Below are 14,132 nucleotides of genomic sequence, written 5' to 3' on the forward strand. Positions count from 1 at the left end.
GCTTAAGCTTCGGTGCGCCTACCTTAACGGATCAATATCCGTTTGATGCTCAAAAGCGCAAAACCGGGATGCTCCCAATCTCTTGATACTGCACTGTGGAGACGATTTGATGATTTGATAGAAGTACCAAAGCCCGGAGAAAAAGAGTTAGAATTTATCCTAAAAGAAACACTATCTGCTATGGAAGTAGGCTCTATTAACTGGCCTGTGCTCATAGCTCAGATGAGAGATTTTTCTGCTGCTCAAGCCGTGCGGGTTGCACAAGATGCTGCTAAACGGGCAATTCTTGAGCGAGAGGAGCTGGTGATTCACGAACACTTGGAAGAAGCGGTTAAAGAAATCAAGGTTGGATAAATTTATTTTTTTGTGTCAGGAGAAGTAAATGGTTGAACGTTCTGATAGATTTCCGCATATTCAGCTCAGTCTTGCAAAAGAAGGAATTGCTGCAAGTCCACCAGGGGGAGGCAGACAAAAAGATCCTCAAACACTCGGAAATTTGGGTGACAGATGGGGACATGGTAGTAGGCTAAATAGTTCTGTGGCCTCCATAACTGCTAATTGGAAAGAGACTCAAGAAAAAAGAGAAGAGGAGAAGCAACCAGAACTTCCTAATTCTAGACGTATTATCTTAAAAATCGATCCACATCTTTTCGATCCTGATAGTCTTAAAGCCTATGGAATTGAGCTGATAGCAGAGATAGAAGATGGATACATTATTGGTGCATCAGCCGATTTAGAACTTAGTGAACTGCGAACTAAAATAGAAAAATTTATTAAGGAAGAAGCTCGGAGCGGAAAAGTTGCAGAAATCTGGGATATGATTGACGGAATTAAAAAGCCAGAATACATTCTTTCGCCAGAATTAATGGCTCATTGGGATCTAGTTAAAGATGACCAGATATACACAGTTGATGTAGGGATTGCTTGTGTAGGTATTAAATCTAAGTTGTCTGAGTGTCCAAAAATAAAAAAAGATGAAAATGCCGATCATTTCCAGGAAAGAGTTAATCGCTGGATTGACAAACGTGACTTGACCTATGAAAAATGGGATGAGATAAAGTCCGAAAGAGAAGATGAGTTCACTGAATTTATTCAAAGTTATCAAGGAAAAATATTAGATATAGTTGATGGAAGTATTCCTCAATCAGCTAAATTACCGGATAGTTTTTCCTGTAGAATTCAAATTTCAGGTAAAGGATTAAAAGATTTAGTTTTCAACTTTCCTTATATTTTTGATGTCAGTGAGCCTGATGAGTTTGCTTAATTTGTTGAGCTAGAAGCTTTATCTGATGTTGATACTCCTACTTTCAAACTACAAGCACCGAAATTAAATGCTCCCAAGGTATGTGTTATAGATAGTGGGATTCAAGAAAGGCATCCTCTCTTAAAAACAGCAATCGATTGCGATAATTCAACATCTTGGGTGCCGGGAGAAACCGACCAAATTGCTGACCGTGTTAGGAATGGCGGCCACGGAACCAGGGTAGCTGGTGCAGTCATTTACCCCATAACCATACCTCGTACTGGAAAGGAAAAAGCTATTTGCTGGATTCAAAATGCGAGAGTCCTTGATGTTAATTGTCAACTACCAAAACAGCTATTCCCACCGAAATTACTAGGTGATATTGTGGACTTTTATCACGGTAAAACAAAAACTAGAATTTTTAATCATTCTATTACTGGGTCTGTTCCGTGCCACACCCAATATATGAGTCCTTGGGCAGCGGCGATTGATAATTTGACCTGGAAAAATGATATATTGTTTATTGTGGCAGCAGGTAATTTACCTTTCAGTGGGAAAATAGGATATACAAGATTATCTGTCAAAGATCATCTGGCAGCAAATCGGCTATGTCCAGATTATCTTTTAGAAAATTCTTGTAGAATTGCTAACCCTGCACAAAGTTTTCAAGCCTTAACCGTTGGATCAATTTCTCCAGCTTCTTATCATGCACTATCCTATTCTTCAATATCACAAAAGGATAAACCCTCAGCTTTTTCATGCTCTGGGTTAGGAATTTGGGATACAATTAAACCGGAAGTAGTTGAATATGGTGGGGACTTAATAAAAGATGAATCAATACCACCTAACATTATTTCACGTAAAGAAGTTTGTCCTGAATTAGTACGATCGACCTTGAATGGTGGGCCAGCAGTTGCTGCTGACACGGTGGGAACGTCATATGCTACGCCAAAAGTCAGCCATATAGCAGCGTGTCTTGCTGCTGAGTTGCCGGATGAGAGTTGCCTTTTATATCGTGCGCTGATAGTACAATCAGCCAGATGGCCAGAGTGGGCAGAAGAAAAACTTGATACTGTTCGTCAAATTGGTTATGGCATTCCAAATATCGATCGCGCTTTAGGTAATTCTCCCAATCGTATTACTTTGATTACCAGAGGAAATAATCGTATTAAAGCCAGACAGGCTCATGTTTACCAAGTAAAATTGCCAGACAAATTGCGTAGTCAGGGAGAACAACATGAGATTCTGGTAGAAGTTACTCTATCTTACAAAGCACAACCACGTCGAACTCGTAGAAATCGCAGAAAATATCTTTCAACTTGGCTGGATTGGGATTGTAGCAAAAAGGAAGAAGATCCCGAAAATTTTCTGGCGAGGATTTTAAAAGAGTATGATACTCCAGAGAATGCAGACAAGGGAGAGAAAGTTTTTGACTGGACTATTGGCAAAAGAGCGAAAAAATATGGAAAAATTGAGGGTGTATCTAGAAGCGCGGGAACTGTTCAAAAGGATTGGACTGTTGTCAAATCATTTAAACTCAGAGAAGCATTCTGCATTGCAGTAGTTGGACATGAAGGTTGGAATAACGATCCAGATGCAGAAGCACCCTATTCTCTAGTTATTAGCTTTGAAGCAATAGCATCGGATATTCCCATTTACGCTCCATTTGTTGAGGTTCAAGTCGAAATAGAATTAGATCAGCAGGTGGAAATTAACTCAATATGATGTAGCTAAAGTAGCTAAATGCGATCGCACATATTTTTGTTATATTTAACCAGTATTTGCCCTGACAATTCCGGATAGGGTAAAATTGACTACAGTCTAAATATTTTCAGCAGCGCGAGACAAGTGAACCCTCAACACCTCACTCTCAACAACCAACGCAAGCAGTCATGAAACTTTACCACACTCCCATTTCCCCCAACTCCCGCCGCGTCTGGGTCGCCCTCTTAGAAAAAAACCTCGACTTTGAATTGGTAGAAATCCACTTGGACGGCGATAACTTGCAGCCAGACTTTATCGCAATGAATCCTTTTCACCGCATCCCTGTTTTGGTCGATGATGACTTCACTGTCGTCGAGTCTCTAGCAATTCTTGACTATCTAGAAACGAAGTATCCCGAACCGGCAATGCTGCCAAAAGATGCGAAAGATTTGGCAGTTGTGAGGATGGTAGAATTGGTCACGGTTAACGAACTTCTACCGGGGCTTTACCTCCTAAGCACTGAAAAAATGGGATGGGGAACTCCCCAAGCGCAGGAAATCGCCAAGGCGAAGGAAAAAGTCGATACTGTGCTGAAATTCTTTGAAGGCTTGTTGGACGATCGCCCTTTTTTCGCTAGCAACACTGTTACCTTTGCCGAGTGCCTTGCCGGCACCGTCGTGCCCTTGCTATCTTGGGCTGGTGTGTCCCTAGACGGCTATCCTAAAATTCAAGCTTGGTGCGATCGACTGCTTGCCCGCCCCTCATGGCAGCAAACTCAATTCACCGAAGCAGATTTGGTGGCTTACGCATCTCGGAGACAAAAATTTTTGGCACAATCTGACGCCTAATGAACAAATCAATTGTCAAGCGATCGCTCTTTTTCTTAGCTGTTTTCGCCTGCATCCAAATTCCCATCGCCGCCATGGGGCAGCCCGCCGCCCGATCGAACTACGAATCGATTAACGCTAAACAGTTCCTGGGCGATCGCAAAATTACCGTCTCCAACCCCAAAGATATAGCCGCAAAACTCTTTATTCTCGATGAAGAATCTGAAGGCCGAAAAAGCGACCAAATTTCGGTTGAATATCCCACGCGAGAAACAGCAGTAATTGTGCATACAGTCATAGGTTTAGCTGACGATTCTGTTGCTGCAATGCGACACCGCATCGAACTCAGACTCAGGCAAAATAAGTGGGAAATTGTCTGGATTGGCCGACAATCGAAGTGTCAACCAAATCGCGGACACCAAAATTGGGCAAGCGGGCGCTGTCAGTAGAAAGGTCGATCGGCTTTTTGCTTAAATTTCTTCACCCCGCCTTCGTGGCGAGGAAGCAAGCGAGGACTTTACGCCATCTAGGATGAAAAACAGAGGTCCAGAAAGATTCGCTACCGCTAACTCGCGACAGCAATAAGTTATTCCTGGGTAAGTCATGGAAGGAATCTGGGCTCCGCGTTGTTCCCTGGCTGCGCGACAATAACTTAAAACTATTTTCACTGTCGATCGCTCTTTTTGACTAAAAGAGCGATCGAACTCAGAAGTTTACTTGCACATGATTAAATTTCCCGCCGAGATGAATCCGGGCACAGGGCCTGAAATCTCAACCCAATTGCGATTTTCTCCATTCTTATCTTTCACTAACTGGAAATTCGGTACAAGCGTTACTTGACCGTTAGGCGCTACACCGCCTTTAACAGCAGAAGTCTTGGAAGGCTCGGTGCGGATAGATAGACCCCTCGGCGCTACGCGAGGTTCTACTTGGCGGCACAGACTTACGGGGCTTGGCGCAGGCGCTGGCGCAGGTGCCGGTGCCGGGGCTGGCGCAGGTGCAGGTGCCGGGGCTGGTGCAGGTGCCGGTGCTGGTGCTGGCGCAGGTGCTGGCGCAGGTGCTGGCGCAGGTGCTGGTGCTGGTGCTGGCGCAGGTGCGGGTGCTGGCGCAGGTGCTGGTGCTGGTGCTGGTGCGGGACTTGGTGCTGGCGCAGGTGCTGGTGCTGGCGTTGGTGCTGGCGCAGGTGCTGGTGCGGGACTTGGGGAAGGAGCTTGACTAATAGTGCACGAACCTAAATTACTTTCGTCTTTGGGATAGCCGCTAGCTACATACCCTGTGACGGGAGCGGTAATTTGAATCCAGAGGCGACCGTCCGAGGCTTTAACAGAAGTAGCGCCTTGGGACAGCGTTACCTGAGTGTTAAGTCCTACACCGCCAACTCTAGGGGATTTGGGGTCTGGGTTCTGGCGAACGGTCAAACCTTCTTTGGGAGTGACTTTGCGGCAAAGGTTGCCAGCCTGGGCTATTTGAAAGGTGGCGCTATCTTCAAACGAAATATTTTCCGCATCTTGACTGACAGTGGATGTTGATGGGGTGGCAACACCGATGGCATTCGCCTGCAAACTTCCGGCTACGATCGCGATCGCGCCCAGCAATGCAGCGGGTTTATTCCAGCAATTCAAGTTTTTCATCCGTTCAACTCCTCACTTAACCACAATCATTATCTTAATTGCAGGTCAATATAGCAAAAAAATCGATTTGTCTTCCACAAAAAAGCTTTACATAACTTTTTTATGACCGCAAGTCAAGTTTTATTTATATTATTTAATATTTGGTGAGTTGAGCCAAGGCAAATAAAGCTGCTACACCGATAAATGACTCATTATGGCAGAGCGGGGGAGGGAGAAGGGGAGAGTGTCCGAGTCGGGGAATGGGAGAGCGGGAAAGTCAACACTCACCACTTAACAGTTTAAATGCGGGACAGTGTGCTAGGAATCGAAGTTATGTGTTGTCCGTCAATATCTTGTCAGGTGTTCGTTAAACCATTTAGCTGTCAGTTTTTGCAGTTGAGTAATATGGGGCTGCATTTCAGGTGAATTCTTGGCAGATTCGAGAGCGAGATGGTGCTTGAGATGCTCCAAGATTCAGATTGACAGGCGATTGGTGCGATCGACCCCATCGTCGTACAGGGGTGTCGGAAGCCTGATACCGATCTCCACTGTCGATCGTACCTTACTTAAACAGGACTTACGCACTCAAGGGCATTAAATCAAGGGTTTGAGACTTGTGGTGAGCGTAGCCGAAACATTGCTTCACTACTTTATCTTCGGACAGAAAATCGTAGTACGTGCGTAAGTCCTCTTAAAATTGTGGCAAACAGCGCAAATCGCTAGTTTTGACCGGATGGCTGGCATCAATTTGATAAAATCTTCCAAAACGGAAACTTAGGAATGAGAATTCCATAACTTACACAAGTTTGTGGGATGGGCATTCCGCCCTTTTTTGACGGGCGGGACGCCCATCCCACAATAACAATTAAAATTGTAAGTTATTTAATTCGCGATCCTTATCGGCTTGAGACACAGTTGTGTTTTTGTGGCTAAAGCAGCCCCGCGATCACCGACATTTGCTGTAGCTGTTTGCAAACGGTTTTGTTCCTGTGGAGACATTTCCATTAACGATTCTGTCACCACACGGGTTTGTAGTTCCCCGACTTCAGATGCCCTTGGTGCTGACTCTTACGTAAGAAACTTGGATGGTTGCTTGATATTTACTCGCTGATGCTTTAGTTTGCCTGCTACGGTTCGAGCGCCAGTCTGTTGAAACTCACGCCCCGAGCACCATTAAAAGCCCCGATAGCCTGTTCCACAAACAATGAATTTCTTCTGGGGAGTAGGGGATGGGCAGGAGATCCCGTCCATAAAAGTCTTATTGAGAATGGTGCAACATCTCAGTTTGAAAATCCAAGAGGCGGGTTTAGCCAACAACATAGACAACCAGCATAAAACTTCCGAACAAAACCAGCCCGAGCAAATCTGAAACCAAATATTTGCGCCAATTCTGATTTAATTATATTGCTATAGCAACCGCACTCGATGTTTATGAGGTTTTCACTTGCTGAAACTAATGCGGTAGATTCCTGCGAAATGGGAGCATATTAATGATATAAAAAATCTTTTTTGGGGAGGGCGATCGGGATTAGCGCACGCACAAGGAGAGGAAAAGCCCAACTAATCTCCTCCCCTGTTCCTTCGTACCGAAATAACTAAACCCTTCTCTTGGGTCTTGCTTAATCAGGGTATGAAAAAAATCAGTTGAAAATCCAGAAGCTTTGTGGATACTGGTTTCTATGACTTACATATTTAGCCTTTCATACCGTAAATCAGCAACGCCTTCTCTTGTAGATAGCTAAAGCTTTCTTCCTTCTGCTATATAATGACCAAAGCGTTAAATACTTTTGCAGTGACAAAAACTACTAACAAAAAAGACGGCAAATCCTCTAACTATCCCTTGGACGGTCTATCTTTAGACGATCGCAATCCCGACTTCATTAAGCTTCTGTTGCCTGTCTGGGAATGGCTGTATCGCTACTATTTTCGCGTACAAAGCGACGGCTGGCACCACGTCCCCGCGAGCGGAAAAATGCTCGTTGTCGGTTCTCACAACGGGGGAATCGCCGCTCCAGATATGTTTATGTTCCTATACGAATGGTTCCGCAGGTACGGCACGGAACGCTTGGCCTACGGATTGATGCACCCGACGGTTTGGCAAGTTTCTCCTGATGTTGCTAGCATGGCGGTTCAGTGTGGAGCCCTGAAGGCGCATCCGAAAATGGCGATCGCAGCTTTGCGAAAAAATGCCCCAGTTCTCGTCTATCCGGGCGGCGCTCAAGATGTTTTTCGCCCCCACCACTTGCGCGATAAAATCTACTTTGCGGGACGCAAGGGATTTATTAAATTAGCATTGCGAGAAGAAGCACCAATTGTACCAATTGTATCCCACGGTGCCCACGATACTTTGATTGTTTTGGCAGATTTGTACGAACAAGCAAAGCAATTGCATGAATGGGGAATGCCGTGGCTATTTGGCATCGATCCGGTGGTATTGCCGGTGTATTTGGGATTGCCTTGGGGACTGAGTATTGGGCCTTTGCCTAACCTGCCTTTGCCGGTACAAATTCGGACTCGCGTGTGCGAACCGATCGTATTTGAGAGGTACGGTTCGGAGGCGGCGCGCGATCGCGATTATGTTGATGCTTGTTTCGATCGAGTTACCACTCAAATGCAAGCACAATTAGATTGTTTGATTGGTAGTTGAGAATTGGACAAGTTCGATCGACCAAAAAACCTTCTTAGATCCCAGAACCCCGGGAGAAAACCCCCCAACGCTTGGGTTGCGAGTGCGGCCAGGACTGATTTTGGTCAAAATTTATCTGAGCAGATTTTTTTCCAAAGCAATGACCGAGGTTATGATTATTATTGGCCGAGTTCGATTGCACTTTTCTCCTACTCGCGAGTGTACAATCATAAACTCAGTGGACTGCTATCTACCGCAAGATAGATTTTGCAATAAACTCGGCGGTAATTCCGTAAAGTTATGCAACATCCAACTTAAAGCAGATATCGTCTCAGATGCTGGAGGCAGTGTCTTCCCTCCAGAGATTATTGAAAGTCAATAGTGTGCAATGATACAGCAAGTAGCAACCGCAAAAGCGATGGCTTTCTTCTCTTCAAAAGCAGACTACTTGGCAACATTAAATATATTCCAAAGGGATGCTCCAGAAAGCCCACTTCATCTCGGGATTGCCGCGTTCAGGCTCTACCTTACTAGCAGCCATCCTGCGACAAAACCCCCGGTTTCACGCCGCCATGACTAGCCCCGTGGGGGGTTTAGTAGAGTGGATGTTGGAAGCCATGAGCGAAGACAATGAGTTTTCGGTGTTCATTTCCCCTGAACAAAAACGGGCGCTGATTATGAGCATCTTTTCAGCTTACTACCACCCGCAAGTTGATAAAGAAATTGTCTTCGACACCAATCGCCTGTGGTGCAGCAAATTGCCATTAATTCGGGAACTATTTCCCGAAGCGAAAGTCATCTGCTGTGTCAGAAACATCGCTTGGATTATGGACAGCATCGAGCTACTGATTCGGCGTAACGCCTTTGATGTTTCCCGGTTATTTAATAATCCAGCCGAACGGGCTACAGTATACAGTCGCACGGAGGCATTAAGCCAAGGTTCGCGTTTAGTGGGTTATGCTTATAACGCCCTTAAAGAAGCATTTTACAGCGAACAGAGTGCCTCTCTCCTCTTGGTTGATTACGAGCTATTAACCATAAACCCGGCTAAAACCATGTCGTTGATTTATCAATTTCTTGGTGAAGACCATTTTGAGCATGATTTTGATAGTGTTGAATATCAAGAGCCAGAATTTGATAATAAGCTGAAAACACAAGGGTTACATCAGGTGCGTTCTCAAGTCGAGTTTAAACCTAGAAAAACCATTTTACCACCTGATTTGTTTGAGCGATTTGATGGCTTATCTTTTTGGACAGATGCAACATATAGCCGCGCCAGCGCCATTGTAGCGAAAGCAAAATTAACATAGATTTTTGACGAGTATTGAGATCTAAGACCAAGCAAAAACTATCAGGTAATCTACCGTGAACAACCAAATTATTTTCGTAGACTCATCCGTACAAGACTATCAAAGCCTTATTCAAAACGCCGATGGCGCTCAAATTGTCATTTTAAATAACAATTTGAGCGGCATCGAACAAATTACAAACGCCTTAGCCAATCAAAAAGACATAGACGCCGTGCATATCCTTTCTCACGGCAACCAAGGCAGTTTAAAACTCGGTGCCGACGTACTCAATGAGAATGATATAGAAACTTTCAACACTCAGCTAAAACAGTGGGGAAATGCTCTGACAGAGAACGGAGATATCCTAGTTTATGGATGCGATGTAGCCGCCGGAGAAAGTGGCAATAATTTTGTCAAGCGATTGAGTGAACTCACAGGTGCAGATGTCGCAGCCTCTGACGACTTGACGGGTTCTGCAGCTAAAGGGGGCGACTGGGATTTAGAAATAGTAACGGGCCAAATTGAGTCCGCCGTGCCGTTTAATCGGGAGGCGATGAAAGATTATGACTATATACTGGCAAATTTTAATGTCACAGTGGCAACCGATGATGGCACGGGCACTGTAGCAGGTACTTTAAGCAAAGCAATTTTAGATGCGAATACCGCAGCCGGAGATGACACAATTACTCTCCAAACAAATGTCACGTTTACGCAAATTCCGAATCAGCTAATCGACAGCAATATTGCTTTTATTGGTGGCGGTTTCACAGTCAGTGGAGATGCCAATAACAGTGGCATCAATGATACGGGTGACGTTCGCCTCTTCTTTGTGAAGTCTGGAACCGTCAGTTTCACCAACATGACTATGAGGGGGGGTCGTGCCCAGGGCGGAGATGGTAGTGGTGGGGGCGCGGGTATGGGGGGTGGCTTGTTTGTTTATAACGGCACAGTCAGCCTGAATTCTGTCACCTTTTCTAATAACTCTGCCATTGGCGGAAATGGTGGGGTTGGTAGCACGGGTGGCAGTGCTAATTTTGTGCCTCTCAATCCGGCTAATAATGGTGCCAACCAGACTGGCAGCAACGGTGGCCCCGGTGGCAACGGCGGCACCGGCACCGGTGGCTTCGGCGGCTTCGGTGGCTTCGGCGGCACCGGCACCGGTGGCGACGGCGGCGACGGCTTCGGCGGCGGCGACGGCTTCGGCGGCAACGGCGGCTTCGGCGGCGGCGGTGGTCAAGGCATCGGCGGCAACGGCGGCGACGGCGGCGGCGACGGCGGCATCGGAAACGGCGGCTACGGCGGCTTCGGCGGCGGCGGTGGCCAAGGCATCGGCGGCAACGCAGGCTTGGGCCGCTTCGGCGGTAGCAACGGCGACGGCGGCAACGGCGGCAACGGCAGGCGCGGCCTCGGCGGCTTCGGCGGCGGCGGCGGCTACGGCATCGGCGGCCTCGGTCCCGGGGGTGGGGGCTCCGATGGCGGCGGCTTCCTCACTAGCAGCAAGAACGGCGGCGACGGCATGGGGGGTGCAGTATTCATCCGTCAAGGTACTCTCATCCTTGACAGCACCACATTTACCAACAACACTGCTACAGGCGGCGGTACGGGTGGCAACGGTGGCGGAGGCGGTAAAGGCAAAGGTGGGGCAATTTTTGCCATGCGTTCTTTCACCAATTTCTATGGCGGCGATCAGGGAATGCCCACCGCGCTACCCACTGTTATGTCATTTGGAGCAACTTTCACCGGCAACACCGCTGCCAACCAAGCTGGCACTCCCGCTGCCAACACCCCCGCCAACGGTCAAGGAGTTAACCAAGATAATAACGATGTTTACGGCAGCATCAACGCTGCACCCGTCCTTGCCGATACCACCGTCACCCTCACCAACATCCTAGAAGACTCCAGTGCTCCCACTGGCGCTGTCGGCAACCTCATCTCATCTATTGCTGCTATAGGTACAAACATCACCGACCCCGACATTGGCGCAGTGGCAGGCATCGCCATCACCGCCGCCGACACGACTAACGGCAGTTGGTTTTACACCATAGATGGAGGTACTACTTGGAACGCCTTGGGCGCAGTATCCAATACCAATGCTCGCCTACTCACCGCCAATGCCAATACCCGCATTTACTTCCAACCCAACGCCAACTACAACGGCACCGTCACCAACGGCATCACCTTCCGCGCCTGGGATACGCTCTCTGGCACTAACGGCAGCACCGCTGATAGCAGCACCAACGGCAGTAGCACAGTCTTCAGCACTGCTACCGACACCGCAGCCATCACCGTTACCCCCGTCAACGACAAACCCAGTTTCACTAACTTAGGCAACCAAACCCTAACAGCTTGGACAAATACAGTTCAAACCGTCAGTAATTGGGTAAATAGCGTTACTTTCGGCCCCGCCGATGAAGCCACTCAAACAGTTAGCAACTACACGGTTACTAACACCGACAACACCCTATTTACAACTCAACCAAGTGTAGCAACCAATGGCACGCTGACCTATACTCCCACTGGCAAACCCGGTACTGCCACCGTAACTGTGCGACTGCAAGATAACGGCGGTACGGCGAATGGTGGTGTTGACCTTTCCGACCCAGCTACTTTTAATATCACCATTGCCGCACCGAAAGTTAACCTCACTGCCAGCACAACTACTGCCAGCGAAGCCGGGAAAACTGCTATTACTTTTACCGCGACTGCCGAAGCTAACGTCTTCGGCGCTCAAACACTTAATTTTGCATTAACTGGTACTGCTAGCGCCGCTGATTTTACTGATACTATTCCCACTCAAATAACCATACCAGATGGAAGTAATACGGGGCAAGTAACCATCACAGTTAATGATGATTTAATTGCCGAAGGTGTGGAAACAGCTACTTTAACAATTAGCAACCCGTCAACAGGGATAGGATTAGGTACTACTACTAACCAAAGTGTGGCAATTACTGATAATGATACTGCTGGCATTACCATCACACCCACCACAGGATTAATCACAACTGAGGCTGGTGGGAAAGCGACATTTACAGTTCAACTCAACACTCAACCGACGGCAGATGTGAGTGTAGGTTTAACCAGCGATAACACCGCCGAAGGAACAGTTTCCCCAACTTCAGTCACTTTCACCTCAGCGAATTGGAATACTCCCCAAACAGTCACCGCAACAGGAGTTGAGGACAATCTAGTAGATGGGAATAAAGCCTATAACATTGTCACCGCCGTCGCTACGAGTACGGACACTAATTACAACGGATTTAATCCAGCCGATGTCGCGGTGACTAATACCGATAACGACACCGCCGGATTTACAGTTTCCGCCATTAGTGGAAACACCACAGAAGCCGGAGGGAAAGCGACATTTACAGTTCAACTCAACACTCAACCGACGGCAGATGTGACTGTAGGTTTAACCAGCGATAACACCGCCGAAGGAACAGTTTCTCCAACTTCAGTCACTTTCACCTCAGCGAATTGGAATACTCCCCAAACAGTCACCGCAACGGGAGTTGATGACAATCTAGTAGATGGAAATAAAGCCTATAACATTGTCACCGCCGCCGCTACCAGTACCGACACTAATTACAACGGATTTAATCCAACCGATGTCGCGGTGACTAATACCGATAACGACGTAACTCTCATACCAGAAATTCAAGTATTAGACGGAACAACAGATATAGTTGATGGTACTGCAAGTACGATCGACTTTGGTAGCGTAACAGTCGGTGCGACTCTCAACAAAACCTTCACAGTCAAAAATCTCGGTACAGCAGCTTTAAACCTCAGCAACCCTACCCTACCCACCGGATTTAGCTTAGTTGGAACCTTACCGACAACTCTCGCAGCAGGCGCGAGTGCTAACCTGCAAGTTCAAGTAGATACGACAGCAGCCGGAAATAAAACAGGTACGTTGCAGTTTGTCAATAATGACAGTGATGAAAATCCCTTTGATTTCCCGATTTCAGCATCAGTTACGGCTACACCATTACCAGAAATTCAAGTATTAGACGGAACAACGGATATTGTTGATGGTACTGCAAGTGCGATCGACTTTGGTAGTGCAATTATTGGCGGCACTCTCAACAAAACCTTTACCGTAAAAAATCTCGGTACAGCAGCTTTAAACCTCAGCAACCCTACCCTACCAACCGGATTTAGCTTAGTTGGAACCTTACCCCCAACAGTCGCCGCCGGCGCGAGTGCTAACCTGCAAGTTCAAGTAGATACAACCACCGCCGGAAATAAAACAGGTACGTTGCAATTTGTCAATAATGACAGTGATGAAAATCCCTTTGATTTCCCGATTGGGGCCACCGTCACAGCAACTGCTGCACCAGAAATCCAAGTATTAGACGGAACAACGGATATAGTTGATGGTACTGCAAGTGCGATCGACTTTGGTAGCGCAACAATCGGCGGCACTCTCAACAAAACCTTCACAGTCAAAAATCTCGGTACAGCAGCTTTAAACCTCAGCAACCCTACCCTACCAACCGGATTTAGCATTGTCGGAAATTTACCTGCAACTCTCGCCGCCGGCAATACAACTAATCTGCAAGTTCAAGTAGATACAAACACCGCCGGAAATAAAACAGGTACGTTGCAATTTGTCAATAATGACAGTGATGAAAATCCCTTTGATTTCCCGATTTCAGCATCAGTTACGGCCACACCATTACCAGAAATCCAAGTATTAGACGGAACAACGGATATAGCTGATGGTACTACAAGTACGATCGACTTTGGCAGCGCAATTATTGGCGGCACTCTCAACAAAACCTTTACCGTAAAAAATCTCGGTACAGCAGCTTTAAACCTCAGCAACCC

At 46.9% G+C, this 14,132-nt stretch carries 9 protein-coding genes and 1 pseudogene; 8 read left to right on the forward strand and 2 right to left on the reverse strand.

Annotated features, from left to right (window positions below; genetic code table 11):
- Window positions 1-45 precede the first annotated feature (45 nt).
- The 5 genes and pseudogenes from QUA40_RS24420 to QUA40_RS24440 all read left to right on the forward strand — a co-directional run bounded on the left by QUA40_RS24420 (window position 46) and on the right by QUA40_RS24440 (window position 4,223).
- Window positions 46-354 carry a hypothetical protein gene (locus QUA40_RS24420; protein ID WP_333130683.1) on the forward strand — a complete coding sequence of 103 codons (309 nt, stop codon included), beginning with the start codon at window positions 46-48 and terminating at the stop codon, window positions 352-354.
- Window positions 355-382: 28 nt separating this feature from the next.
- On the forward strand, window positions 383-1,264 hold the full coding sequence (locus QUA40_RS24425) for a hypothetical protein (protein WP_333130685.1): 882 nt from the start codon (window positions 383-385) through the stop codon (window positions 1,262-1,264).
- Window positions 1,265-1,345: 81 nt separating this feature from the next.
- A pseudogene (locus QUA40_RS24430) lies at window positions 1,346-2,968 on the forward strand (S8 family peptidase); the annotation flags it as partial.
- 167 nt (window positions 2,969-3,135) lie between these two features.
- Complete coding sequence (locus QUA40_RS24435; RefSeq protein ID WP_333130687.1) at window positions 3,136-3,795, forward strand: glutathione S-transferase family protein; 660 nt, start codon at window positions 3,136-3,138, stop codon at window positions 3,793-3,795.
- Entirely contained in the window at window positions 3,795-4,223 is a 429-nt protein-coding gene (locus tag QUA40_RS24440; protein WP_333130689.1) for a hypothetical protein, read from the forward strand. Before QUA40_RS24435 ends, QUA40_RS24440 begins: the two co-directional genes overlap by 1 nt.
- Window positions 4,224-4,487: 264 nt before the next feature.
- Here the strand turns inward: QUA40_RS24440 and QUA40_RS24445 are convergent, their stop codons facing one another.
- Both QUA40_RS24445 and QUA40_RS24450 read right to left on the reverse strand, forming a co-directional pair.
- Window positions 4,488-5,405, reverse strand: coding sequence for an SH3 domain-containing protein (locus QUA40_RS24445; protein ID WP_333130691.1), 918 nt, complete (start codon window positions 5,403-5,405; stop codon window positions 4,488-4,490).
- 861 nt (window positions 5,406-6,266) lie between these two features.
- On the reverse strand, window positions 6,267-6,404 hold the full coding sequence (locus QUA40_RS24450; protein ID WP_333130693.1) for a hypothetical protein: 138 nt from the start codon (window positions 6,402-6,404) through the stop codon (window positions 6,267-6,269).
- Window positions 6,405-7,149: 745 nt separating this feature from the next.
- Between QUA40_RS24450 and QUA40_RS24455 the strand changes: the two genes are divergently transcribed.
- From QUA40_RS24455 to QUA40_RS24465, 3 genes are all read left to right on the forward strand, one after another.
- Window positions 7,150-8,031, forward strand: a complete 882-nt coding sequence (locus QUA40_RS24455; protein ID WP_333130694.1) for a lysophospholipid acyltransferase family protein — start codon at window positions 7,150-7,152, stop codon at window positions 8,029-8,031.
- Between the two features lie 455 nt (window positions 8,032-8,486).
- Complete coding sequence (locus tag QUA40_RS24460) at window positions 8,487-9,320, forward strand: sulfotransferase (protein ID WP_333130696.1); 834 nt, start codon at window positions 8,487-8,489, stop codon at window positions 9,318-9,320.
- Between the two features lie 55 nt (window positions 9,321-9,375).
- The coding region (locus QUA40_RS24465; RefSeq protein ID WP_333130698.1) for a DUF4347 domain-containing protein at window positions 9,376-14,132 on the forward strand (4,757 nt) is incomplete at its 3' end.

This window comes from Microcoleus sp. Pol11C3 (assembly GCF_036701485.1).
In the GTDB taxonomy this organism is placed as follows: domain Bacteria; phylum Cyanobacteriota; class Cyanobacteriia; order Cyanobacteriales; family Microcoleaceae; genus Microcoleus.